Consider the following 25,255-nt stretch of genomic DNA (forward strand, 5'->3'; position numbering starts at 1 on the left):
GGTCACCACTCGTCGAGGGTGGTGTACCCGTCCTGAACCGCGCGGGCGAACAACGCTGCCTTCGTGGGAGCCGGCCGCCCGACGTCGCTGTACTTCGTGCGGATCCGAGTGATGTGTGTGTTGACGGTGCAGACGCGTAGGCCGAGTGTCTCGGCGACCTCGGACTTGGAATCCGAACGTAGCCAGGCAAGAAGTACTTCGATCTCACGGACGCTCAGCTTCGGCTTGTGCTTGCCGTGCTTGGGGTTGCCGACTCGGGACACGTTTGCCTCGATCTTCGGAGAAATGCCGATTGAAGACATGCGAGTAGCGCCTTTCGACGGAAGGGATGGGCGTCGACTGCCGTATTTGCAGAAGGGCTGCTGGCTCAGGGTGCGACTGAGACGAGTATTTCGATCGAGGTGTCTCAGTGGAACGGGTGCAACTCTCTCGATACAGAGTCCATACAACGGACAAATCCCCTACCTGCTCCGATAGAGTGCGTCGCTATGAACTCGAAGGCGGAAGCCGGTACGCACAATCAGGTCGATCCCGCCCGGATCGAGTCGCGTGGGCAGTTTGCTGAGACGCTCACTGCACTGCGGAACGCAGCCGGACTGACGGTCCGCGAAGCCGTCGAGCGTTCGGGTGGTTTGCACGGAACCGTCAGCGGATGGTTTGCCGGCCAACACCTGCCGACGCCGGCGAGTACCCCGATGTTTTTCGCGCTCCTCGAGGCCTGCGGCGTCGATTCCGAGGATGAGCGGGAGCGCTGGATCAGTGCGGTGCAACGAGTGAGACAGCTGACGGCCAGACGACGCGGCGACGCCACCGTTCCGTATCGAGGTCTCGAGTCGTTCCGGCAGGAGGATGCCGAGTGGTTCTTCGGTCGAGACGAACTCACTGCCAACTTGGTCGAGCGGGTGGCGTCGGCGATACGAGGTGATGGTCGCCGTCAGTTCATGGTGATCGGTGCTTCAGGATCGGGTAAGTCGTCGTTGCTGCGGGCCGGGCTCGCCCCCAAGATCGCCGGGGACGATCCACGGTTCGACGGTTGGCGGGTGGAAACCCTGCAGCCGGGTACGGGAGGAATTCCGTCGTCGATTTCCGACGAACCAACGGTCTTGATCCTCGACCAGTTCGAGGAACTGTGGACGCAGTGCGATGGTGATCGGCGCGAGGAAATACTGCAGACACTCGCGGAACTCGGTGAGAACACCATCGCCGTCATCGGAATGCGCGCCGACTTCTACGGGCTCGCGGCGGAGGAACCGCTTTTGGTGCCGCTGCTCGACGATTCGCCGATGGTGGTCGGGCCGCTGACCGACGAACAATTGCGCGAGGTGATCGTCGAGCCGGCGGTCAAGGCCGGGATGACCGTGCAGAGCGAATTGGTTCAGGTTCTGGTCGGCGAGCTGACACCACGCGGCTCGCGTACGGCGAGCGACCCCGGAGCTTTGCCCTTGCTGTCACACGCACTGTTGGGGACCTGGCAACGGTCGACGCGTAAGACTCTGACCGTCTCGGATTACTACGCCACCGACGGGATTGCCGGAGCCGTCCAGCAAAGCGCGGAGGAAGTGTACGGCGAGCTCACAGAGCGGCAGCAGCAGTTGGCGCGCAGGATCTTCCTCCGGTTGGTCAACGTCGACGAAGTGACGCAGACGCGTCGGCGGGCACCGCGCACCGAACTCTTCCTCGGTGACGACGTCGACGACGTGAATACCGTCATCGACCGGTTCGCCTTACGCCGCCTTCTCACCGTCGACGAGGAGACCGTCGAGGTTTCGCACGAGGTCTTGCTGTCCGCGTGGAGTCGGCTTCGCGATTGGATCGACTCGGACCGCGCCGGCCTGGCGGTGCATCGCCGGTTCACCTACGCGGCGCAGGTGTGGGAAGACAGTGGACGCGACCCCGGCGCGCTGCTCGGACCCGCACGTCTTCATCTGACGGAAGAATGGCTGCGTTCGGGCGAACTCGGGCTCCCACTGGAACCGAGTCGGACCCGCGCCGCCGACCTCAATGCCACCGAGCGGGAGTACCTCGCCGCGAGCATCGAGCATCGTGATCAGCAGGAATTTGCCGATCGCCGACGTACACGCGTGCTACGACGGCTCGTGACTGCGCTGGCAGCCGCGTCGGTGATCGCTCTGGTGTTGGCGGTGGTTGCGACCGTCGCCGGTATCGGAGCGAATCGTCAACGTGTCCAAGCAGATACCGCGCGAGACGAGGCGATGTCGCGTCAGGTGGCCACCGAGTCGATCAGGATGCGCGAGCGGGATCCGTCGCTGGCGTCGCAGCTTGCTCTGGCGGCATTTGCGGTCAACGAAACGACCGAAGCCCGCTCGGCGTTGCTGGATGCGTCGGGCGTTCATTCGGCTACTCGCATCATCGGACCGCCCGGCGCGATGAAGGCCCGGATAAACCCAGCCGGAACTGTTGTGGCGGTGGGTGGTTCGGATGGGAAGGTCAGACTTTATCCGATGGTGGACGGTGTGGCCTCAGCTGTTCCGCAGGCGGAGTTCCTCGGAGTCTCGGAGGGCACGGCCCTCTTTGCCGTCGCCTACAGCCCGGACGGACGGCTGCTTGCGATCGGTGGCGCCGGCGGCGCTGCGCTGTGGGACGTGTCGGATCCCGAAAATCCGGTCCGTGGAACACTTCCCGTCGACGGTGAACGCGTAGTGCAGGACATGGAGTTCAGTCCAGACGGAACCAAGCTGGTCGCCGGTACCTCGACGCCCGACGTCCTGCGATGGAACATCGACGTTTCCACGAATGCCGTTGCTTTGCCTGCTCTTCCGCACCCAGCTGACGGCATCGTCACCGCGACGTTCAGTCCTGACGGACGTTTCCTCGTGGCGGGCGGGCGTCAATCGACACTTCGTGTGTGGGACGTCGCAAAGTGGGGTGAGGAATCGGCGCCGATCTTCGCGACCGAGCCGAACGGCACCACCGTCCATTACCTCGGCGTCGCCTTCAGTCCGGACGGGCGCGAGCTTGCGGCGGGAACCACTGGCAGGGAGGTGGTTCGGTGGGACATGAGCGATCCGGCGCGCCCCACTCCCCTGCCGGCGCTGACGGGATTTTCCAGCTACGTCAACGAACTCAACTACGGCAAAGACGGAACACGTCTTGCCGCAGGAAGTTCCGACAACTCCGTGCGCGTGTGGGACCCCCGAACCGGGGCGTTGATCGAAACACTTCCGGACAGTGGGGCGGTGACCACAGTCGACTACAGCGACGACGGCCGCAACCTGGTCACCGGAGGACTCAACGGTGTGACTCGCGTGTGGGCTCTACCGGGTCCGGTCTGGGCGGGAGCTCGGGACACGATTTTCACCAGTCCCTTTGCCGCGGACGGCTCGCGTCTGGTGGCCGGCGTCGGTGCCAGGGGCGGCGCGATGTTGGCGTGGAACACCGAGGATCTCGATCGCCCCGCGGTGATGCCGGAGTTGAAACCGCAAGGGGACGACTCTTTCAGCGGTGCGTCGGCGGTGTCGGCAGACGGGAACCTGGCTGTGAGCGGCACCGGCGGCGGCGGTGCATATCTTTGGGACCTGAGTGATCCGGCGTCGCCACGTATCTACGGCGAGCCTGCGGTATATGTGAAGGGCATCGTGGCGGTTGTCGCGCTGAATCCCGCCGGAGATCTGCTGGCGGTGTCCTCGCAGGACGACAACAGTATTGCGTTGGTCGACGTTTCCGACCCGTCGGCTCCGAAACTGTTGTCGTTGACCGATGTCGGCTCCTACCCGCAGATGATGGCCTTTCAGCCAGGTACCGACATCTTGGCGATCGCGAACGCCAAGAACGAAGTGGATCTGTGGGACGTGTCGAACGCAGCGTCGCCCCGGGTGGCGGCGACGGTGGGTGGATTCGAAAGCTACGCATTAGCAGTGTCTTTCAGCGCCGACGGAACGCTGTTGGCCGCTGGAAGTGCGGATCACGGTGTCGCCGTGTGGGACGTACGCACACCGTCGGCACCCGAGGAACTCGCTCGTCTCGTCGGCCCCGAGGGCGCAATCTATTCGATCTCGTTCAACCGCGCCGGTGATCGGCTCGCTGCCGGTGTCGGCGACGGAACCGTCTGGCTCTGGGACATCGAGACTCCCTCGCAGGCAACACGATTTGCGACGCTGTCCGCCTACCCGGGTCGCGTCAACGACGCTCAGTTCGCCGGCGAGAGTGACATGATCGCGGGTAGCGGGTCGGACAAGACCGTTCGCTTGTGGGGAATCGACCCCGACGGCGTCGTTGATCGATTGTGCCGCACCGCAGGATCTCCCATCACGGAAGCCGAATGGGAGCGGTACCTGCCCGGTGTTCCCTATCAGGATCCGTGTGCCGGCTGACGCGCTTCAGTTCATCCAGAACTCGAGCGCCGGTTCCCGACCCAGCTCGCCTCCGCTGCCGGTGATCACCAGTCCGGCGGAGGTGAGCTTGTACGTCACGTCCTTGTTGGTGACGGTGAATCCGTTGCCCGTGGGCGTCGGATCGTCGAGTTCGATGGTGGCGCCGTCGCTCAGCCGTTGACCCTTGTAGTAGTAACGCCCGACTCCGGTTTCGCAGATGACGATTCGTGATCCGGTCGTGACGGCGATGGCGACGGCAGGATTGGTGGAGTTGCAACTGGGGCCGCCGGAGATGAAGCCCTGACGGTTGGTGCCCGAGACGGTCGGCGCTGGTCCGATCGAGGTTGTGACGCGTGGGGGCGTCGTCGTTTTCGGCGCTGTGGTGGGTGCACTCGGCGCCCGAGTCGTGGTCGTGGAGTACGAGTACGGCGTCGTATAGGTGAGACTCCGCGAACTCGCTTCATTGGCGGCGTTGCCGAAAGCGGCGGCGAGCAGCCCGAAGAACGCGATCCACACGATCACGGCCAGGATGCCGAGTGCGGTGAAGATGTAGCCGATGATCAGTCCGGCAAGGGCGAGTCCGTCGCCTTCTTCGCCGGTCCGTTTGATCTGGCCGCGAGCGATGTGCCCGAAGACGATCCCCAACGGCGCGATGAGGAACGCGAAGACGAGGGCGAGTACCGCGAGTGTGTTCGTCGGGCGCCTGCCGTACGGATCGGGCTGCCCGTACGGAGACGGTTGCCAATTCTGATTGCCCTGGTACCCGTACCCACCCTGATCGCTCATGAGGTGAATCTTGGCATGGACTTGGCCGAAGAGTGCAGGTGATCGCTAGTTTCGGGTACGTGTCTCGAGCTGAGGTGCGATGGTCGGCCAATCGTCGTCGGTCATCGCGAACAGCGCTGTTGTACGCCAACTGCCGTCGGCGCGGCGTCGGTGCTTGCGCAGCAGGCCCTCGAACTGAGCGCCGAGCTTTGCGATCGCTGCCCTGGACTGTTCGTTGAACTCGTCCGTGTGCCACTCGACGCGTACGGCTTCGAGCTGGTCGAAGGCGTGACGAAGCAGGAGCAGCTTCGATTCGGGATTGATCCCGGTTCCCTGAACCGATCGCGACAACCACGTGTACCCGATTGCAAGACTACGGTTTACCGGGTCGATCTGGTACATGGACGTAGTGCCGACCACGGCGTTCGTCGCGATGTTCACCTGCGCGAAGGCGATCCGATTCGGGTCGTCGGTTGCTACAGCGATGTACTTCTGTGCCTGTTCCCGATCGGTGATGGGCGATGCGGTCCAACGAAAGATCGCCGGGTCGTCGGCAGCAGCGAGCAGAGCGTCGGTGTGCGCGACGCCCAGGGGTTCGAGTCGGACACGATCACCGGTCAGCGTCGGTGATTCGAACCATGATGCAGTCATCAGGCGTGCTCCCGTGAGTGAGTCGGAAGGTTGTTGTCGGAGTTGGCAATCTGATCGGTCCCACCGGCAAGCGGATACCGCAACGGGACTTGCAGGAACAGGAAGAAGAACACGGCGAGCAGGACGACGTGGCCCCACACACTCGCCTGGACGACGGCTTCGTACTTGCTCGGATCGAGATTCATGTCCAGTTGGTAGAAGTACCGGAAGATGCCGATACCCAACGCTGCGTCGGCGATCAGATAGGCGACGATCCAGAACCACCGGATCTTGAACAGTACGAGGAAAGGCAGGATCCACAGTGTGTACTGCGGTGAATTGACCTTGTGCAGCAACACGAATCCGCACAGCATCGCGGCACTGACTGCAATCCACGGAAAGTAGCCGTCGCGGACGTAGCGGCGCCAACCCAGATACATCGCGAGCGCGAACGACAACAGGATCATCACCGGAGACAGGATGCTCACCAGTGCGTCGTAGTCGGCGTTGAGTTCGCGAACTCCGAAACCGTAGAACGGGCGCAAACCCCAGAACCACACCGAGTTGGTGGTGATGTCCGCGCTTCGCTTCTCCTGGAAGCTGAACGACGCGCGCCAGCCTTCGTAGGAAATGAGGGCGAACGGCAGGTTGACGAGGACGACGGTGACGATCGCCGCGCCCGCCGTCATCAGCGCTCCACGAACGTCGTAGCGCTTGCCTTCGGTGCCGCGTAGAAGCACGTAGGCCATGAGCGGCAGCACGAACATTCCCGGGTACAGCTTCAAACAGAAACCGATCGCCAGGATGACGGCCGCCAGAACCGCGCGAGTTCGCAGCGGGATCCGCTCGAACGTCATCAGAAAGATCGCGCCGACGCTGGTGGCCACCACCGGGAGCTCCCAGTTGTGGAATGCGTACAGAACCAGGGGCGGAGTCGCCGACCACACGAGCGCGTACGCGCCGCTCATCTTGCCGAGCATCCACGCCGTGAGCAGTCCGAAAGGAGCCAGGATCAGGGCCGAGTGCAGAAGGAAATCGGTGTCGGTGTGTGAGCCGATACCGCCCAGCCACATCAGAATTCCGCTGAGCACCGGGTATTCGACGGTTCCGCCGGTCAGGAATCCTTCGGGCGTTATCCCTCCGGTGACGAAGGGGAACAGATGCTGATCGATACCTCGTCCGAGCCAGAGCAACTGAATGTCGGAGTAGCAGACGTCGATGTTCTTGTTGACGTCGAAGTTCAGGCTTCGTCCGTCGGGCGCGAACGGTGCACCGCCGCATCTGGCCTTGTTGAAATAGCCCAGCGCCATCGTCAGCCCGCACAATCCGACGACCAACGCCAGGATCGACGCCGGGGTCTTGCGGTCTGTTCGCATGATTCTCACCCTAGGGGGCGCAGTGGCTCGCGGGGTGATGCGTCTGCACCACGCGTCGCGCATCGACCTGGCGGTCTTCCCGGAGGGCCGGGACGATTTCCCTGGTCAAGGCCCCTCGTGTAACCTACGAGGGTTGCTGACGCAACGACCCTCCTGCCACGGATAGTCCGTGGCCGTTTTCACTTAGTCCACAGGAGGTGATGAGGTCTTATGCGTCATTACGAATTGATGGTCATCCTTGACCCCAGCCTGGACGAGCGCACTGTCGCTCCTTCACTGGATACGTTCCTCAATGTTGTGCGCCAGCACGGCGGCACGATCGACAAGGTCGATGTCTGGGGTAAGCGTCGTCTCGCCTACGAGATCCTGAAGCATGCTGAAGGTATCTACGCGGTGATCGACATCAACGCCACTCCCGCCACCGTCGCTGAGCTCGATCGTCAGCTCGGTCTGAACGAGTCGGTTCTGCGCACGAAGGTTCTGCGCCACAACAAGTAATTACTGTCGGTAGCGAGCTCTACTCTCGCGCCCAACGGTCTTACATCAATGCAGGAGGAACCACATGGCTGGCGACACCATCATCACCGTCATCGGAAACCTGACGGCTGATCCTGAACTTCGTTTCACCCCGGCGGGTGCCGCGGTTGCAAACTTCACGGTTGCTTCCACGCCCCGCACCTTCGACCGTAATTCCAATGAATGGAAAGACGGCGATGCGCTGTTCATGCGTTGCAACATCTGGCGCGAAGCAGCCGAGAACGTCGCGGAGAGCTTGACCCGTGGTTCACGAGTAATCGTGAGCGGCCGGCTCAAGCAGCGTTCGTACGAAACTCGCGAGGGCGAAAAGCGAACTGTCGTCGAGCTCGAAGTCGATGAAATCGGTCCTTCACTGAAGTACGCCACGGCAAAGGTCAACAAGGCCAACCGTGGTGGCGGCGGTGGAGGCGGCAACTTCGGCGGTTCCTCCGGCGGATCGGGTGGCGGACGTCCGAGCGCTGCACCTTCGGGTGGAGACGATCCTTGGGGCAGTGCGCCTCAGGCTTCGGGCTCCTTCGGTGGTGCGGGCAGCGACGAACCGCCCTTCTGATCCGTACCTGATCAGGAACATCCAGAAAAGAGCAAAGACATGCCGAAGCCGCCCTTGCGCGACAAGGTTATGAAGAAGAAGGTCTGCACCTTCTGCAAAGAGAAGAACACGCAGATCAACTACAAGGACACGACGTTGCTTCGTAAGTACGTCAGCGATCGCGGAAAGATCCGTGCTCGCCGTGTCACCGGCAATTGCGTCCAGCACCAGCGCGACGTTGCCATTGCCGTCAAGAACTCACGTGAGGTAGCACTGCTGCCTTACGCCACCGTGGCTCGCTAAGGAAAGGGAGGAAAGAACATGAAGCTCATCCTCACCGCTGACGTGGACAACCTCGGTGCGCCTGGCGACACCGTGGAGGTCAAGGACGGCTACGGCCGTAACTACCTGCTCCCCCGCGGACTGGCAATCGTCGCCACCCGTGGCGCCGAGAAGCAGGTCGAGGGCATCCGTCGTGCACAGGAAGCGCGCGCTGTGCGCGGCCTGGATCACGCCAAGGAGCTCAAGGCAGCTATCGAGGGCCTCGAGTCCGTAACGCTGACGGTCAAGACCGCCGGTGGCTCGGGCAAGCTCTTCGGTTCGGTTACCGTCGCTGACGTCGCTGCTGCGATCAAGGCTGCCGGTGGACCGGTTGTCGACAAGCGCTCCATCGTGTTGCCGAAGGCTCACATCAAGAACACGGGCAAGCACGCCGTGGTCGTGAACCTGCACCCCGATGTGGTTGCCAAGTTCAACCTGAACGTCGTCGGCGCATAGTCGACTGTTCGTCTCGTCGGGCCCCGCACACTTCGGTGTGTGGGGCCCAACGTTTTGCTTCGGGGTGCGGTGTGCCGCCTGGCAGCGTCCCGAATCGGACCTGGGGATAACTCTCACACTGTGATGTTCGACTTGGTGATCAGTGACGAATCGGGCGAGGCAACACGCCCGACACGCCGACGCGCCGACTGTGGAAAAACTATTTTCATCAACAGGCCTGTGAAATTGTGGATAGCCATCTACCTGGTCTTATGTAGTTACTATGCAAAGTAGTCCCCAAATGCTCCACAGGCGGTGCACACCGTGGGGCGGGAGTTTCCACAAAGCATCCACAGGTTTATCCACAGTCCGGTTTGTATGCGGACCTACTAGTCCCTAACGTCATCTCGGCGTCTATCTACAGCCCGGCCGAATGCGGCTAGGGGATGTCGGTGGGGGCAGGTACAAATGATGAGGGCGCTGCGGTTTCTGGCAGTGTCGTCGAGTGTTTTACGGGAAGGTCTCGCTTGTGGCTGTTGTAGATGATCGAGGACCTTCCGACTTCTCAGGGCCGGACTACCCGGGCCCTCCCGAGGCCGAGCCCGACCAGGAGTTCGGACGCCAGCCACCTCAGGACATGACTGCCGAGCAGTCGGTGCTCGGCGGCATGCTGCTGAGCAAGGACGCCATCGCTGACGTCCTCGAGGTACTGCGTCCGGGTGACTTCTACCGGCCCGCCCACCAGTCCGTCTACGACGTGATCCTGGACCTCTACAGCCGTGGCGAGCCCGCCGACCCGGTGACGGTCTCCGCCGAGCTCGACCGTCGAGGTGAGCTCCGCCGTATCGGTGGTGCTGCCTACCTGGTGACGCTGACCCAGACAGTGCCCACAGCCGCCAACGCCGCCTTCTATGCCGAGATCGTGGCCGAGAAGTCCGTGCTGCGTCGTCTGGTCGACGCCGGTACGCGCATCGTCCAGTACGGCTACGCCGGCACCGAGGGCCAGGACGTGGCCGAGGTTGTCGACCGCGCGCAGGCCGAGATCTTCGAGGTCACCGAGCGTCGAACCACCGAGGACTTCGTACCCCTCACCGAGCTCCTCCAGCCCACGATGGACGAGATCGACTCCATCGCCAGCCGCGGCGGAATTTCCCTCGGTGTGCCCACCGGATTCAAGGATCTCGACGAGATCACCAACGGCCTTCACGCTGGTCAGATGATTATCGTCGCGGCCCGTCCTGGTGTGGGCAAGGCGCTTGCCCTCGATACTCCCCTCGCGACGCCCAGTGGCTGGACCACGATGGGTGACGTTGCTGTCGGCGATCTGTTGATCGACAACCACGGCAAGCCGACGCGGGTTGTTGCCGCTACCGACGTGATGGTTGACCGTCCTTGCTACGAGGTCGAGTTTTCCGATGGAACAGTGTTGGTGGCCGACGAGCAGCATCAGTGGTTGACGGAGACGCGTGCTTCGCGCCGTTCAGCGCAGAACGCCAAGACAGGTTACAACCGCTATAAGAATCAAAAGACATTCGCCGAGGTCCGAACCACGGCGGAGATCGCATCGACGGTGCGATGCGCAACGGCGGATGGCCGCGTTAATCACTCTGTCGTGAATGCCAAGCCGCTCGACCTACCAACGCAGGATCTCCTTGTCCCGCCCTACACACTTGGCGCTTGGCTAGGTGACGGTTCTACTGCCTGCGCACAATTCACCACTGCTGATCCTGAGATCATCATGTTGATCGAGGCCGAAGGCCTGGTTGCAGTTCCGTCCAAGTCGGCGCATTTGCGCTACAGCCTTCAATTAGCCCCGGAAGATCCCGTCGCTCCGCGCGATTGCGTTGTGTGCGGAAAGAGCTTCGTGCCGTTCACCAGTCAGGTGCGAACGTGCGGTCAATCATGCGGCGGCAAAGCACGTTTCATGTCTGACCCTGTACCTGCGCCAACCTGTTCACACTGTGGTGGACCTTCGATCGGGCTGCGACTGTGCCAGAAGTGCCGCAATGAGTACGGCACGGTTCAAGGACGCCTACGTACGGTCGGTGTTCTGGGCAACAAGCACATCCCTGTCCAGTATCTCCGTGGGTCCGAGGCGCAGCGTCGTGCGGTTCTTGCGGGGCTTCTCGACACTGATGGAACTGTGACTGCCGGTGGCTCCGTTCAGTTTTCGGTAACCAACGAGCGCCTCGTCCGCGATGCCCAGGAATTAGTGGTCAGTCTTGGCTATCGCTGCCAAATGAGCACAAAGCGAGTCAACGGTCGCACCGAGGCTTCGTCGACTGCATTCACCTTGACCTTCTCGACTGATGACGAAGTGTTCGGTCTTACGCGGAAAGCGATGCTGCACAAGGAGCGTCGAGCGAGTAAAAGCACTGCGCGCAGCGGGTCGCGCTACATTGTCGATGTTCGACCAATTGCGAGTGTTCCGGTTCGCTGCGTCGAGGTCGACAACGCCGACCACATGTACCTGGCCGGTCATGCGATGGTCCCGACGCACAATTCCACGCTCGGAATGGATTTCCTGCGTTCCTGCTCCATCACGCACGGCATGGCCAGCGTCATGTTCTCGTTGGAAATGAGCAAAACCGAGATCGTCATGCGTCTGCTGTCCGCAGAGGCAAAGATCAAGCTCGGCGACATGCGCTCCGGAAAGATGACCGACGACGACTGGACCAAGCTCGCGCGTCGTATGAGTGAGATCAGCGAGGCGCCGCTCTTCATCGACGACTCCCCCAACCTCACCATGATGGAAATTCGCGCAAAAGCGCGGCGGCTCAAGCAGAAACACGACATTCGCCTGATCGTCATCGACTACCTCCAGCTGATGAGCTCCGGTAAAAAGGTCGAGTCCCGTCAGCAGGAAGTCTCCGAATTCTCACGTAGCCTAAAGCTTTTGGCGAAGGAGCTCGAAGTTCCGGTTGTCGCGATCTGTCAGCTCAACCGTGGTCCCGAGCAGCGAACCGACAAGCGTCCGCAGGTCGCCGACCTTCGTGAGTCCGGATCGCTCGAGCAGGACGCCGACATGGTGATTCTGCTGTACCGCCCCGACGCGACCGAGCGAGACGATCCCCGTGGCGGTGAAGCCGACCTGATTCTGGGTAAGCACCGTAACGGCCCGACCGCGACAATCACTGTGGCGCACCAACTTCACCTCTCGAAATTCGTCGATATGGCGCGGGGATAGTGGCTGCCGCCATCGCCTGAAGGTGGGACGGATTTCAGATCTTGTGAGATCCTGCTACAAGCACCAATTCGATTCCACTAGTGCAAAATTCGGTTTTTCTACAGGTGGGGTAGTGCTGCAGTGAGGAAGACGGCGCCGAAGGCGATTCCGGCAATGCCGGTGAGGATCCCGACCACGCCGGCGGTGTTGTCGCCCAGATCGCGTCCGGGGGTGTCGGGTCGGCGCGCTACCAGGGCGGTTCCGATGGCGGCGGCACCGAGGAGGATGCCGAGGCCGAACATCCAGAACGTCAGTATCGAGAGTGCACCGAGCATCAACGCCATGTCGCTGTATTCATCGCTGGTGATAGGACGGTGGTGATCCCACCAATCGGGTGGAGTGTGCGCGCGGGATTCGGTGTTGTCGGTGTTGTCGGATTGTTCGTGCGGGGGGATGGTGGATGCAGTCATGGCAGCTAAAGGGTTCTCGCGCTGATTCTTTCGTGTGGTGGATGTACCGGTGTGCGCCACGGGTGTGCAGTGGGAGATCGAAGCGATGGTGGGTGAGGCCCGAGAACCCATCGCGTGTCCTCGGGAGTCACCCCACCATCAAGCGGTGTTCGGGCCAGGCGGATCAGGCTTCGATCTGCACCTGTGTTGTCGATCCGGCGTTATCGGTTCGGGAGGGTGGTCCGGAGGAGACCTCGATCCTCCGCGGTTTCGCCTTCTCTGCGATCGGCAACGTCACCGTCAACACGCCGTTGTCGTACGAGGCCTCGATCTGTTCGGCGTCGATGTCGTCGCTGATGGACAGCTGCCGTTTGTATGTTCCAGCGAAACGCTCACTCGCCAGCCAGCTCACACCCTCTTCGGAGATGTCGGTGCGGTGCGCGGTCAACGTCAGGGTCGAGCCGTCGATGCGGACGTCCACTGATCCTGGGTCGACGCCGGGAAGATCGGCGTGCAGGACGTACAGGTCCTCGACCTTGTAGAGGTCCATCGGCATGAACCGTGGACTGCGTCCGTTGCCGGTTCCCGCGGCGAGTACGGACTTGGTGATCGCGTCGATGTCGGTGAAAGGATCGAAACGAAGCACAGCAACACACCTCCCATGTCGTGAAAAGAAAGGTCACCGCCACTGTGGCGGTTGACCGAACTTACTGTGCGAGAACATGATAACCACACGAATTAGCACTCTGCAACCGAGAGTGCCAGAAGCTTTGGGGAAGTGTTCCGGTCCCTGAAGATCGCTGCTTTGCCTGGTCCCGACAAAAGCGGTGGCCGCCTTCGGCCTCGATTCGAAGCGGGCGGCGCGGTACGGCACTTCGTCAGTAGCGGCGTTGCGGCAACGGATCCGCCGGAGCCCCGACTCTGCGTGTGCGAGTCGGGGCGTATGACCGACGTCGGCATTGAGCACACAACACCGATGACCCACTATCCGTGCGAAGTCGACGTTCATGTCGTCCGCACATCTTCAACCATAAACAGTGCGATCGGTATAAATCATGTTCAGTCGCCTTCGATGCCAAGAAGTGACATGGCCGTTTGCATGGCAAGGTGAACATCTTGGTCGTCACGCTAGCGGCGCAGTAGCCGCGGTGCCTGGAAAGGTGGCCCGTGCCTGGTATTTGGTTTGCAGACGTCTGTTCCGAATGCTTTTGCAAAATAGGTCTTTTCCCGATGTTTGCGGGTGGATCGGGCATCGAACATCGCGGGTGCTCGTTCGTCGGAGTCGCTGCGAACGATGTCGGTGTTCGTGCACACACCGAACCGGCTGTAAGGGAGAACACTTCGGCTACCGTCAAAGCTTGCTCATCACAATGGAACTGGGACTTTCGACCCTGTCGTCTACAAGCAGTGCGCAATAACCTTCGTCGGGTCGGGGGCACCCGTTCCGTTCGAGGGGGCAAACAATCGGGCGGGTGTTCGTCAAGGCAAGGCCATATCACCCTCACTGGTCTCCTTGCCGGGCCTTGAGCTGTGCGCGCCCAGAAGTGCTCAGGGCCCGCCCGATGCGGGGATCGAGAAAGTGAAGACGAAAGGTTCTCAGATGAGCCGAAGGAGCGATCGGCGATCGACAAGTTCTGCTCGCCGCCTGGTCACGCGGACTACCGGTGTCAGAGGTTCGGCGTGTAAGCCGAACTCGCTCACGGCAGAAGATCTGAGGGCTGTAATCGAGTCCCTCACTGGAGTTCTCGCTGCTCGAGAATCGAGCGCGGAAACCGCACCTCTCGCCGGAAATCCTCCGTCGTCGACGCCAACTGACAGGCAGTTCTGAATCGCACCGGTATTTTCGCAGCCGGACGGCATATTCGAACTCAGACGCGCTGTCAGCCGGGACGGGTGGTAATCACAGAAGTAGGTGGAAGATGTCGAAGGCGACTGTCCATTGGGCTGTGCCGGGGTTCTTGCGGTCCGGTTCGACCGTGGCGAAGGTTTGCGCCAGCGCTACGCTCAACCCTCCTGCGATCAGCGGCAGTCGTTGCTCTGTCTCCTCTGAGAGGGCCACGTCCAAGGGCGGGCGGGCCGTGAGCTGATCGAGCAGCGGTTGAAGTTCGATCTCCTCGTCGAGTTTTTCGAACCGGTGGATGCTCTCCTGTAATCCCTTGGTGATCGGCAGGTCCCACGGTTCGATCACGTCGCGCAAGTTTGCTTTCGCGGAGGCTTTCCCGATCAGGATCACGTCGTAGATCTTGTCGTCGATGAAATCGGTATAGCGCTTGAGATCGTTCCGGTCGACCTGCAGTCCGGCCGCTGCCCTGAAGAACCGCTGGAATTTCACGGTGCCCATTACTGGCATGTCGTCAGCTCCTTTCGAAGTATTCATGGATTTGGCGTACGGCCATCGCTCCTTCACCGACGGCGGATGCGACTCGTTTCACCGAACCGCGGCGGATGTCGCCCGCCGCGAACAGGCCGGGCAGGCTGGTTTCGAGCGTCCTGGACAGGCCGCCGTTGATTGGCAGGCTGCCGTCCGCTCGTGCGTGGATCGCGTCCACACCGGTGAGGACGAAGCCGTGGTCGTCGAGTGCGATCGCGTCGGCAAGCCACCCGGTGTGCGGTACCGCCCCGATGAAGACGAACAGGGCGCGCACCCGAATCGTGTCCTGGTCGCCGGTGCGATTGTCCTCGACCGCAATTGCTTCGAGGTATTTCTCGCCGTGGACCGCACGAATCTCGGTGTGCCGGTGCACGGTGACCCGCGGATGGTGTTCGATCTGGTCGACCAGGTATCGGGACATGCTCTTCCCGAGGTCATCGCCGCGGATGAGCAGGTGCACCTGTGAGACGTGCTCGGCGAGGAAGACGGCGGCCTGGCCGGCGGAGTTGCCGCCACCGACGATGGCTATCGGGTCGGTGCCGCATATCCGTGCTTCCTGATGCGTTGCGGCGTAGTACACGCTTGTTCCTTCCAGCGCCTCGATCCCCTGAACGGCCAACTTGCGGTACCGCGCCCCGGCGGCGAGCACAACGGCCCGGGCGTGCACCGACCCGCCGTCTGCCAGTCGGAGCACATGGTTCCCGGCCTCGGATCCCAAACCGGTCACTTCTGCCGACACCAGGATTCGGGCGCCGAACTTCCCGGCCTGGAGCACGGCTCGTTCGGCCAATTCGGAGCCGGAGACCCCGGCGGGGAATCCCAGATAATTCTCGATCCGGGATGAGGTACTGGCTTGGCCGCCCGCAGCGATCCGCTCCAACGTCACCGTGTTCAACCCGTCCGAGGCGCCGTACACCGATGCGGCCAGGCCGGCCGGTCCGGCACCCACGACGACGAGGTTGTAGACGTCCTTGGCTGCGTCCGCGACGGGTGCCGGGACAGGAAGCCCGACGACGCGTGCGAGTTCCGCATTCGTCGGATTGCGCAGCACCTTCTCGCCGTGCCAGATCACGACGGGTGTGTCCTCGGGTGCGACGTTCAGGCTGCGTAGCAGCTGCTCCACTCGTTCGTCCTGTTCCAAGTCGAACCACTTGTGGGGCAGACGGTTTCGCATCGCGAACTCACGAAGTCGCAACGTATCCGGGGAGAAGCAGGAGCCGATGATCCGGAATCCGGAGCCGAGCCCGATCAGCAAGTGCCGACGCACAAGGTAGGCGCGCAGGATCAAATCGCTGAGCACGGGATCGTGGGCAATCAGCTCGCGTACCTGCTCGGCCGGGACGACGAGTATCTCGCCGTCCTCGATCGCTTCGGCGGTGAAGAACGCCACCTGACCTTCCAGGAGTCCGAGCTCGCCCAGGAAACGCCCAGGACCGTGCACGCGCAGTATCCGGCGCTCGCCGTCCGCGTCGCCTTCGTCGACGACTACGATCTTTCCGGAAAGGACGACGACGAAATCGTTGTCAGGCGCGCCTTCTCGGATCAGCACCTCGCCGGCGTGAACCGGTCGACGCGAGCCACCGACCTCGAGCTTCGCGACCTGGTCGTCCGTCAGCCGCGGGAAGGCGCCCTCCTCGTCCGGGGTCTCGTCGTCGACCGGCGGGCTGTACCCGATGGGTGAGGCGCCCTCAGACGAAGTTCTGGTCGACATAACACCACCGCCAATCCTCGCCGGGCTCCATCGACTGGACGATCGGATGCCCGATGGCGTGAGCGTGAGCACTCGCGTGCCTGCCCGGCGAAGAGTCGCAGCAACCGACGTGTCCGCACGTCAGGCACAGCCTCAGATGCACCCACGGGGTGCCGAGGCGAAGACATTCCTCGCAGCCCTGCGGGGTACGGGGCACCACGGCCCGGATCGCGGTTACATGTGGGTCCGCATGGACAGGACTCATGACTTCGCCTCCTCGCCGGCATTTTCCGAGAGCGCCTGATCGAGCCACGTGCGCAGCTGGGGGACCGGAGCTGCGCCCGACTGGCGAGCGAGAACCTCACCCCGGTCCATCACCAGCAGAGTCGGCACGGCGCGGACGGTGAATCGTTCAGCCGTCCGGGGTGCAGCATCGACGTCGACCTTGACCAGCTTGATCTGGCCGGCGTGTTCTCTGGCGAGCTGCTCGAGCGCGGGGCTGACCATGCGACACGGGCCGCACCACGTCGCCCACAGATCCACGAGCACAGGCACCGAGGATTTTTCGACGATCTCCGCGAAGTCACCGTCTCCCGCCGCGGCGATCCAGGGCAGCGGCTCGTGGCAGTTGCCGCAGCGAGGTTTTCCTTCCCCTGCTGCCGGGATGTTGTTGGTCTTGCCGCAGTTCGGGCACTTCACCTTTTCGGATCCCATGACCAGTTACCTCTTCTCAGGCCGCCGCGAAGGCGGGTTCGGCATACGCGACGGCAAGCTCGCCGCCGTCCACCGTGACGCTGATGGTGCCGTCCGGTTTGATCTCGCCGCGCAACAGTGCACGGCCGATCTTGGTTTCGACCTCGTGTGCGATGTATCGGCGCAGCGGCCGCGCACCGTAGACAGGGTCGAACCCGTGTTCGGCGATCAGTCGGCGTGCCTCCGGCGTGATTTCCAGGTGTATCTGTCTCTCCGACAACCTGTTTCGAAGGTCGGTGAGTTGCAGTTCCACTATGTACTCGATCTGGGGCAGGGTGAGTGGGGAGAACAGCACGATGTCGTCGACCCGGTTGAGGAATTCGGGGCGGAAATGCCCGCGCAGTTCTGCCATCACCCGTTCCCTGGCGTCCGGCTTGATTTCGCCGTCGGCTGTGACCCCGTCGAGGAGATGCTGGGATCCGATGTTGGAGGTCATGATGATCACCGTGTTCCGGAAATCGACTTGCCTCCCTTGAGAATCGGTGATCCGGCCGTCGTCGAGCACCTGCAGCAGGGTATTGAAGACGTCGGCGTGGGCCTTCTCGATCTCGTCGAAGAGCACCACGGAGTACGGCTTACGCCGCACCGCCTCGGTGAGCTGGCCACCTTCGTCGTACCCGACGTATCCGGGAGGTGCACCGATGAGCCGACTCACCGTGTGCCGTTCCTGGTACTCGCTCATATCGAGGCGCACCATGTTGTCTTCACTGTCGAATAGGGCGCTGGCCAATGTCTTTGCAAGCTCGGTCTTTCCGACGCCCGTCGGGCCCAGGAAAATGAACGAACCGATCGGTCGACGAGGATCACGGATACCGGACCTCGCCCGGATCACAGCGTCCGCGACCAGTTGCACCGCCTCGTCCTGACCGACGACCCGCTCGTGCAGGATCTCGTCGAGCTTCAACAACTTCTCCCGCTCACCTTCTTGCAGCCGGGCGACCGGGATACCCGTCCATGCGGCCACGATCTCTGCGATCTCGTCTTCGGTGACCACTTCACGCAGCAACGGATTTCGGCCTTGTCTGGTGGCCAGTTGCTCCTCCGCCGCCTCGAGCCGGCGTTCGAGCTCGGTGATCTCGCCGTATCGCAACTCGGCTGCCCGATTGAGGTCGTAGTTGCGTTCGGCGGCCTCGGCCTCGACGCGCAACCGTTCCAAATCTCCTCGCAGTTCTTGCACCCGCCGGATCGCCTGCCGCTCCGCCTCCCATTGAGCGTGCCGGGCGTCTGCCTCGGCCCGCAGGTCGGCCAGCTCCTTGCGCAATTCTTCGAGGCGCGCTTTGCTGGCCGCGTCCGTTTCCTTGGACAGTGCGGCCTCTTCGATCTCCAGACGGGTCACCTTCCGGGTGAGCTCGTCGAGTTCGGCAGGCATCGAATCGATTTCGGTGCGGAGCCGAGCGCATGCCTCGTCTACGAGATCGATCGCCTTGTCCGGAAGGAAGCGGTCGGTGATATACCGGTGCGAGAGGGTCACGGCGGCCACCAATGCACCGTCTTGAATTTTCACGCCATGGAACACCTCGAGGCGTTCTCGAAGTCCGCGCAGAATCGAGATCGCATCCTCGGCACTGGGCTCGTCGACGAGAACGGTCTGGAATCGACGCTCCAGTGCCGCATCGGATTCGATGTGCTTGCGATACTCGTCGAGAGTGGTGGCACCGATCATGTGCAGTTCGCCGCGTGCGAGCATCGGTTTGAGCATGTTGCCGGCGTCGAGAGACCCCTCGCCGCCGACCGAGCCCGCTCCGACCACGGTATGCAACTCGTCGACGAACAACAGGATGCGCCCCTCGGCAGCCTTCACCTCGGACAGCACGGCCTGCAGTCGCTCCTCGAACTCGCCGCGGTACTTCGCACCGGCCACCAGAGAACCCATGTCGAGCGAGAAGATCGTCTTGTCGCGTAGGCCCTCGGGCACGTCGCCGCGGACGATCCGCTGGGCGAGACCCTCGACAATCGCAGTCTTACCTACACCGGGGTCGCCGATCAGCACCGGGTTGTTCTTCGTTTTCCGGCTCAAGATCTGAGTTACCCTGCGTATCTCGGCATCCCGGCCGATGACCGGATCGAGTTTGCCTGCCCGTCCCTCGGAGACGAGGTCGCGCCCGTACTTCTCCAATGCCTCGTACGCCCCCTCCGGGGTTGCCGACGTGACACGCTGATTGCCGCGCACCTTCGTCAGCGCTGTGAGGAAGGCGTCCCGTGTGACCCCGTGACTGGCGAGGACCCGCCCGGCCGCGCTGGCCGATCCTTCCTCGGAAAGGGCCATCACAAGATGCTCCACCGACACGTAGGAATCCTTGAGTCTCTTCGCCTCCCGCTCTGCGGCATCGAGCAGCTTGGCCAGACGCTGGGTGATCATCACCTGACCGGGGGTCGCGCCGGGGCCGCTGACCTTCGGCCTACGCGACAGTTCACGATCCAGATCGGATCGAAGTGCTTCGACATTCGCGCCGGCCTGTTCGAGCAGTCGGGGCACCAACCCATCCTGCTGATCGACCAATGCGAGCAGCAGGTGCTCTCCGTCGACTTCGGTGTGGCCCATTCTGGTCGCAACATTCTGGGCTTCCTGCAAGGCTTCTCGTGACTTTTCGGTCAAGCTGCCGGTGTCCATGAGGATGTCCTCCTTCTGCGGGCCGCTGTTTCGAGCCTTTCGATTCGATCCAGCAGATCGAGCACGAGCCCGATTGCCGAGTAGTTGAGACCCAGACCCGTCCGCAGTCGTTGGATGCGTGCGGCGTGGGTCACTTCGGATGGGTCGAACGACATCTCTCCGCCGGCGTAGCGGTGGGCGTCGAGCAGTCCGAGAGCCACGAGTTTTCGTGCCAGATCCGGGTGCAGGCCAGTACGTTCGGCGAAGGCGTCCGGCGACAATCCGGTTCGGCGAACCAATACGTACTGAGTGATCGGCGTTGAGGTGCTCATGTCTCTTTCCTCGGATTGAAGTTCGATTCGGCGCCCAACTGCTCGAACAGTTCGCGTTCACGTGCTGTCGGTTTCGACGGAACCATCACCTTGATTTCGGCGTAGAGGTTGCCGTTGGCACCGCGCGGATTCGGCATTCCCTCTCCGCGCAGGCGCAGCTTCCTACCAGTCGAAGAGCCAGGCACCACTTTGACTTTCGCCTCTCCGCCCGGTGTGGGAACGACGACTGTCGACCCGAGAACCGCCTCCCATGGCGATACGGGCAGATCGACGTAGATGTCCCGACCCTGCACGCGGAACCGTGAATGCGGTTTGATCCGCACCACGAGGTACAGATCCCCAGGCGGCGCGTCACCGTTGCCTCGGCCTCCTTGCCCGGCCAACCGGATTCGCTGGCCGTCCAGGACGCCGGCTGGAATGTCGACGTCATACTGCCGTCCGTCCAGTCTGAGAGTGCGTTTTCCGCCCTGATAGGCCTCTTCCAGAGCCAGTTCCAGTTCGGCCTCCTGATCGGCGCCGGGAATCGGTCCGAACCCACCGCCTCCGCCGAACATCTGCCCGAAGAGGTCTTCGAAGTCGACGGCACCCTCACCACCGACACCGTGGCCGAAGTGCACCCGTCTCCCGCCACCGCCGTACCCGGCGGCGTTTGCCCGCACCCGTTCGTCGTAATCCTCGGGTACATGCCGGAAGTCGTCACCGAATCGGTCATAGCGTTTCCGGGTGTCCGGGTCGGACAACACCTGATAGGCCTCGTTGACCTCCTTGAACCTGTCCTCCGCAGTGGGATCCTTGTTCACATCGGGGTGGTACTTGCGGGCCAGCTTGCGGTACGCCTGCTGAATTTCGTCGGTGCCGGCGCCCTTCGGTACGCCGAGTACTTCGTAGTAGTCACGGGCCATCGGTGCTCACCCCTCTGGGCGGCTGACGACCACCGCGGCGGGCCGCAACTGTCGCCCGTCCTCTCCATAACCCGGGCGCAAGACCTCGACCACGGTCCCGGACGGAAGGTCGGGTCGGGTTACCACACTGACCACTTCGTGGAGTTCCGGGGAGAACGGCACACCGACCTCGTCGTGGCGCTCGAAGCCGAGTCGTGAGAGCACCTGTACCGCCTGGTCCCGGATCGCCTTCACACCGTCGACGACGGCCTGCGGATCGCTGCCTGCGTGTGCAAGCGCAAGCTCCAAGTTGTCCAGTATCGGCAGCCACGCCGCCGAAACCTTCGCTACTTCCGCGGCGCGTTCACGGTCCAGATCTTTGGCGTATCGCTTGCGCAGGTTGTCCAGATCTGCGACGGCCCTGCGCCAACGGTCCTCGAGTTGAGACAGCTCGTCTGCCGTCTCGGCGCGATCGGACTCGGTCTTGCTTTGATCCGTGTCGGCGCTGTTGGTAGTCGGCTCAGTCGTCGAATGATCTGCAGACATTTCCATCGTGCGCCTCAGCTTCGATCGAATTCGGCGTCGATCACGTCGCCGTCATTCGACGACGCAGCATCAGCGCCGCCTGCTTGGCCGTCGTCCGACTGGTCCGGCACAAGTCCGTAGAGCAGCTGTTGCAGCTCCGAGGTGAGTGGCTGAACCTCCGCGGGTGAAGCGCCGTCCTGCAAGGCCTTTCGGGCGTCGGCAACCAGCATCTCGGCCCGCGCCTTCTCATGCGGCGGGGCACTGTCACCGAGTTCGGCGAGTCGCCGCTCCACTTGATACGCAACCGAATCGAGCCCGTTGCGCGCGTCGACCGCCTTGCGCAGCGCCTCGTCCTCACCCCGGTTCCGTTCGGCCTCCGCCAACATGCGCTCGACCTCACCCTGATCCAGGTTGCCCTGTTCACTGATCGTGATGCTCTGTTCCTTGCCGGTATCCTTGTCGCGAGCGGTGACGTTCAGGATGCCGTTGGCGTCGATGTCGAAAATGACTTCCACCTGGGCCTCGCCACGTGGCGCGGGGCGGATGTCTTCCAGCCGGAACCGGCCCAGCACCCGGTTGTCGGCCGCACGTTCGCGTTCGCCCTGCAACACCACGACGTCTACGGCGGACTGATTGTCTTCCGCCGTGGAGAACACTTCGCTGCGCCGTGCCGGGATCGTCGTGTTCCGCTCGATGATCTTCGTCATCACGCCGCCCTGCGTCTCGACGCCGAGGGACAGTGGGGTGACATCGAGTAACAACACATCGGAAACCTCGCCTTTGAGCACGCCTGCCTGGACTGCGGCTCCGAGGGCAACGACCTCGTCCGGGTTGACGCCCATGTGGGGGTCCTTGCCGCCGGTCAGCCGGCGAACCAGCGCCTGTACAGCCGGGATACGTGTCGAACCGCCGACCAGTATCACTTCGTCGATGTCGTTGGCGGCGACCTTGGCGTCACTCATGGCCTGCTTCACCGGGCCGAGGCACCGTTCCACCAGATCGGCAGTCAAATCATCGAACTTCGATCGCATGATCGTAGTGGTGAGATGTTTGGGACCATTCGCGTCAGCGGTGACGAAAGGCAGGTTTACCTGGGCCTGGGTCACCGAGGACAGCTCAACCTTTGCCTTCTCCGCGGCTTCGAACAGTCGTTGCAACGCCTGCGCATCCTTACGCAGATCGATGTTCTCCGCGCGCTGGAATTCGTCGGCGAGGTAGTCCACCACGCGTCGATCGAAGTCGTCGCCGCCCAAGTGGGAGTCGCCGGCCGTGGAACGAACCTCGACTACCCCCTCTCCGACGTCCAGCAGGCTCACATCGAAGGTTCCGCCGCCGAGGTCGAAGACCAGTACGGTTTCGTGGGTCTGTTTGTCCATGCCGTACGCGAGTGCCGCAGCGGTCGGTTCGTTGATAATCCGCAAAACCTCGAGGCCTGCGATACGGCCGGCGTCCTTGGTGGCGTTTCGTTGCGCGTCGTTGAAGTAGGCAGGAACAGTGATGACCGCTTCCTTCACCTTCTCACCGAGGAACTTGCTCGCGTCGTCGACGAGCTTGCGCAGCACGAGAGCGCTGATCTCCTCTGGTGCGTATTTCTTGCCGCGCACGTCGAAGCGGGCCTCACCGTTGTCACCCGCTACGACGTCGAAGCTGACCGCTTTGGCTTCCTCGGAGATCTCGTCGTAGTGACGTCCGATGAAGCGTTTCGCCGAGTAGATCGTGCCCTTCGGATTCAAGATCGCCTGCCGTCGGGCAAGCTGGCCCACCAGACGCTCACCGTTCTCGGTGAACGCCACCACCGAAGGCGTCGTCCGTGCTCCCTCCACATTGGAGATCACCACCGGCTCGCCGCCTTGCCAGCTTGCGATGACCGAGTTGGTTGTGCCCAAGTCGATGCCTACAGCAGTTGTCATGACTCAATTCCTTTCGATCGGCCCGGCCGTTGAGCAAGTGCGATTCCGCCCGCAACTTCGCTCGATGTCGGCAAGGACTTCGTAGTTCCCTGGTTTTGGCGAGTGGATTGGGTGAAGTCACGGAGACCGAGCAGGGCGCCGATAACGGCGCCCGACACCAATCCGTGGATGGCGGGCGTGAGGCTCGAGAGCGGCCGAGGGTAAGGGTTTCCGCCACTGTGCTTTGACATCACGCCCCTCAGCGTTGATGTTGTGGGGTTCGCCGGGCCTGTGTGTACTGACAGGGCCCGACCGCCGGTCAACCGGTTGAGCTCACGAACCACCCAGCCATGATGAGTCTTTTCGTCCGCCTAAAGGGCGTCAACAACATTCGCCTGATGGGCGGGGCGCAACGGGGCAGTGGCGACCACACCTGCCCTTGATCGAAGATGCCCGCCGGAACCCGATCGAAGCGGCCATCGCATGAAACTCCGAGTATCGGCTTCGACACGAAAACTCGAGTGTCGGCCGCTACTGCGGTACGTCCACACTACCGCGGCGCATGCAAAAGGAGAACTCCCTTTGCGAAAGATCGTCACAGTCAGTGAACAGCAGCTCCGTTGAACCCGGACGAGATTCATTGTAGTTCTATCGAATCGCCTTGTGACAGAAAGGTAATGAGCCACTACTGGCCGGTTCCGATTGGTTGCGAGTAGGTGGCGAACACCCGCGTGCTGCACGGTTCAACGTCCCGTTCTGTGGCTGGTCAACAGACCGCTCAGGCGGGAGCTATTGCAATTCAACATGTTTCGGCCACCGTCACTACGGGACTTACGTGGTTCTCGTCTATTCCTGTGCTACATCATTTGGCAGGATTTCGATCGAGGGGTCGGTTTGCTCTCGCCCCCGTGGTGGCGCAGGTGTGCCAGGTCTGGCCGTGGTTGTGTTCGTCTCGGCTCGGAGCCGCCTCAGGGATGCAGTACGACTTTGGTCCAACCGTCGTCGTGAGCGTCGAAATGCTGGTAGCCGGATTCGGTTTCGCCGAGCGGGCTTGGCCGGCGTCAATTCACCTGACGCGCGGATGAAACAGAGCTCACAGCGCCGCCACGGCCGCCTCGGCGACGGTCTTGTCCTGCTCCCCGGTGCCGCCGCTGACGCCGACAGCGCCCACGACCTGGCCGTTGTGCCGCAGAGGCACACCGCCTGTGAAGATCATGATGTGTCCGCCGTTGGAGGCGTGTATCCCGTAGAACTGCTCGCCCGGGCCCGCGTTGGCCGCGAGGTCCTCGGTCGAGACGTCTAATGCCCGCGCGGTGAACGCCTTGTTGATCGAGATGTCGATGCTGGCGATCCAGGCACCGTCCATTCGCACGTGAGCCACGAGGTTGCCGCCGGCATCGACCACCGCAATGTTCGACGGCGACTCGATCTCGGTGGCTTTGGCCTGTCCTGCGGCGATGACCCGCTGCGCATCGTCGAGGGACACCGAGGTCTGGTTCACGGTCATGACGCACCTGCCCCGAGCTTCGCGAACTGCTCGACGATGGCCTGACGGAACGCAGGAAGGTCGTCGGGCGAGCGGCTCGAGATCAGGTTCCCGTCGATCGCGACCTGTTCGTCTACGACTTCTACTCCTCCGGCCCCGTCGGCAGTCGGTATCGCTATCTGCTTGCCCTGCAGTGGCA

22 protein-coding genes and 1 pseudogene are annotated in these 25,255 nt (G+C 62.5%); 6 read left to right on the forward strand and 17 right to left on the reverse strand.

From position 1 onward, the window contains the following. Positions 1 to 2: 2 nt before the first annotated feature. Positions 3 to 302, reverse strand: coding sequence for a helix-turn-helix transcriptional regulator (locus PCS43_RS07070; protein ID WP_003941253.1), 300 nt, complete (start codon positions 300 to 302; stop codon positions 3 to 5). A gap of 186 nt (positions 303 to 488) precedes the next feature. On the opposite strand from PCS43_RS07070, the gene PCS43_RS07075 reads away from it, so the two are divergent. Beyond that, positions 489 to 4,331 carry an nSTAND1 domain-containing NTPase gene (locus PCS43_RS07075; RefSeq protein WP_209910545.1) on the forward strand — a complete coding sequence of 1,281 codons (3,843 nt, stop codon included), beginning with the start codon at positions 489 to 491 and terminating at the stop codon, positions 4,329 to 4,331. A 6-nt stretch (positions 4,332 to 4,337) separates the two neighbouring features. Here the strand turns inward: PCS43_RS07075 and PCS43_RS07080 are convergent, their stop codons facing one another. Genes PCS43_RS07080 through PCS43_RS07090 form a run of 3 tightly spaced genes read right to left on the reverse strand, consistent with a single transcriptional unit; the run spans position 4,338 to position 7,102 of the window. Then, positions 4,338 to 5,117, reverse strand: coding sequence for a DUF4190 domain-containing protein (locus PCS43_RS07080; protein WP_003941240.1), 780 nt, complete (start codon positions 5,115 to 5,117; stop codon positions 4,338 to 4,340). 45 nt (positions 5,118 to 5,162) lie between these two features. After that, positions 5,163 to 5,747 (reverse strand): GNAT family N-acetyltransferase, encoded by a 585-nt coding sequence (locus tag PCS43_RS07085; RefSeq protein ID WP_054188362.1) that lies wholly within the window; start codon positions 5,745 to 5,747, stop codon positions 5,163 to 5,165. Beyond that, positions 5,747 to 7,102, reverse strand: coding sequence for a glycosyltransferase family 87 protein (locus PCS43_RS07090; RefSeq protein WP_209910542.1), 1,356 nt, complete (start codon positions 7,100 to 7,102; stop codon positions 5,747 to 5,749). Before PCS43_RS07090 ends, PCS43_RS07085 begins: the two co-directional genes overlap by 1 nt. Before the next feature lie 210 nt (positions 7,103 to 7,312). Here PCS43_RS07090 and rpsF point away from each other — a divergent pair, with 210 nt between their 5' ends. The 5 genes from rpsF (at position 7,313) to dnaB (ending at position 12,111) form a co-directional block, all read left to right on the forward strand. Then, the gene (rpsF, locus tag PCS43_RS07095) at positions 7,313 to 7,600 is read left to right on the forward strand and encodes a 30S ribosomal protein S6 (RefSeq protein ID WP_003941237.1); all 288 of its coding nucleotides are present in this window, start codon (positions 7,313 to 7,315) and stop codon (positions 7,598 to 7,600) included. 64 nt (positions 7,601 to 7,664) lie between these two features. Then, positions 7,665 to 8,189, forward strand: coding sequence for a single-stranded DNA-binding protein (locus PCS43_RS07100; RefSeq protein ID WP_003941248.1), 525 nt, complete (start codon positions 7,665 to 7,667; stop codon positions 8,187 to 8,189). A 39-nt stretch (positions 8,190 to 8,228) separates the two neighbouring features. Further along, a complete protein-coding gene (rpsR, locus tag PCS43_RS07105; protein ID WP_003941245.1) occupies positions 8,229 to 8,471 on the forward strand; it encodes a 30S ribosomal protein S18 in 243 nt (80 codons plus the stop codon). 18 nt (positions 8,472 to 8,489) lie between these two features. Beyond that, a complete protein-coding gene (rplI, locus tag PCS43_RS07110; protein ID WP_007735531.1) occupies positions 8,490 to 8,945 on the forward strand; it encodes a 50S ribosomal protein L9 in 456 nt (151 codons plus the stop codon). Between the two features lie 508 nt (positions 8,946 to 9,453). Further along, on the forward strand, positions 9,454 to 12,111 hold the full coding sequence (gene dnaB / locus PCS43_RS07115) for a replicative DNA helicase (protein WP_270923006.1): 2,658 nt from the start codon (positions 9,454 to 9,456) through the stop codon (positions 12,109 to 12,111). 98 nt (positions 12,112 to 12,209) lie between these two features. On the opposite strand, the gene PCS43_RS07120 is transcribed toward dnaB, so the two are convergent. From PCS43_RS07120 to PCS43_RS07180, 13 genes and pseudogenes are all read right to left on the reverse strand, one after another. After that, complete coding sequence (locus PCS43_RS07120) at positions 12,210 to 12,560, reverse strand: hypothetical protein (protein WP_245361512.1); 351 nt, start codon at positions 12,558 to 12,560, stop codon at positions 12,210 to 12,212. A 163-nt stretch (positions 12,561 to 12,723) separates the two neighbouring features. After that, positions 12,724 to 13,185 (reverse strand): Hsp20/alpha crystallin family protein, encoded by a 462-nt coding sequence (locus tag PCS43_RS07125; RefSeq protein ID WP_099698640.1) that lies wholly within the window; start codon positions 13,183 to 13,185, stop codon positions 12,724 to 12,726. Positions 13,186 to 14,439: 1,254 nt separating this feature from the next. Further along, on the reverse strand, positions 14,440 to 14,880 hold the full coding sequence (locus PCS43_RS07130) for a DUF1931 family protein (protein ID WP_024487875.1): 441 nt from the start codon (positions 14,878 to 14,880) through the stop codon (positions 14,440 to 14,442). A 13-nt stretch (positions 14,881 to 14,893) separates the two neighbouring features. Next, positions 14,894 to 16,621 (reverse strand): FAD-dependent oxidoreductase, encoded by a 1,728-nt coding sequence (locus PCS43_RS07135; protein ID WP_007735546.1) that lies wholly within the window; start codon positions 16,619 to 16,621, stop codon positions 14,894 to 14,896. Continuing rightward, positions 16,599 to 16,865, reverse strand: a complete 267-nt coding sequence (locus PCS43_RS07140; RefSeq protein ID WP_007735548.1) for a UBP-type zinc finger domain-containing protein — start codon at positions 16,863 to 16,865, stop codon at positions 16,599 to 16,601. The genes PCS43_RS07135 and PCS43_RS07140 overlap by 23 nt, the downstream gene beginning before the upstream one ends. Next, positions 16,862 to 17,314 (reverse strand): thioredoxin, encoded by a 453-nt coding sequence (trxA, locus tag PCS43_RS07145; protein ID WP_007735549.1) that lies wholly within the window; start codon positions 17,312 to 17,314, stop codon positions 16,862 to 16,864. The genes PCS43_RS07140 and trxA overlap by 4 nt, the downstream gene beginning before the upstream one ends. 16 nt (positions 17,315 to 17,330) lie before the next feature. Further along, entirely contained in the window at positions 17,331 to 19,964 is a 2,634-nt protein-coding gene (clpB, locus tag PCS43_RS07150) for an ATP-dependent chaperone ClpB (RefSeq protein WP_054188357.1), read from the reverse strand. After that, positions 19,946 to 20,275: a chaperone modulator CbpM gene (locus tag PCS43_RS07155; RefSeq protein WP_020971358.1), complete on the reverse strand. Its 330-nt coding sequence runs from the start codon at positions 20,273 to 20,275 to the stop codon at positions 19,946 to 19,948. The genes clpB and PCS43_RS07155 overlap by 19 nt, the downstream gene beginning before the upstream one ends. Continuing rightward, positions 20,272 to 21,177 carry a DnaJ C-terminal domain-containing protein gene (locus tag PCS43_RS07160; RefSeq protein ID WP_007735552.1) on the reverse strand — a complete coding sequence of 302 codons (906 nt, stop codon included), beginning with the start codon at positions 21,175 to 21,177 and terminating at the stop codon, positions 20,272 to 20,274. Before PCS43_RS07160 ends, PCS43_RS07155 begins: the two co-directional genes overlap by 4 nt. A gap of 6 nt (positions 21,178 to 21,183) precedes the next feature. Then, on the reverse strand, positions 21,184 to 21,708 hold the full coding sequence (locus tag PCS43_RS07165) for a nucleotide exchange factor GrpE (protein WP_209910534.1): 525 nt from the start codon (positions 21,706 to 21,708) through the stop codon (positions 21,184 to 21,186). Positions 21,709 to 21,716: 8 nt separating this feature from the next. Then, entirely contained in the window at positions 21,717 to 23,591 is a 1,875-nt protein-coding gene (gene dnaK, locus PCS43_RS07170) for a molecular chaperone DnaK (RefSeq protein ID WP_209910531.1), read from the reverse strand. A 1,072-nt stretch (positions 23,592 to 24,663) separates the two neighbouring features. Beyond that, positions 24,664 to 25,077, reverse strand: coding sequence for a GlcG/HbpS family heme-binding protein (locus tag PCS43_RS07175; RefSeq protein WP_007735555.1), 414 nt, complete (start codon positions 25,075 to 25,077; stop codon positions 24,664 to 24,666). Continuing rightward, a pseudogene (locus tag PCS43_RS07180) lies at positions 25,074 to 25,205 on the reverse strand (DJ-1/PfpI family protein); the annotation flags it as partial. The gene PCS43_RS07175 and the pseudogene PCS43_RS07180, both read right to left, overlap by 4 nt. Positions 25,206 to 25,255 lie beyond the last annotated feature (50 nt).

The sequence above is a fragment of the Rhodococcus sp. C-2 genome (assembly GCF_027854095.1).
In the GTDB taxonomy this organism is placed as follows: domain Bacteria; phylum Actinomycetota; class Actinomycetes; order Mycobacteriales; family Mycobacteriaceae; genus Rhodococcus_F; species Rhodococcus_F qingshengii.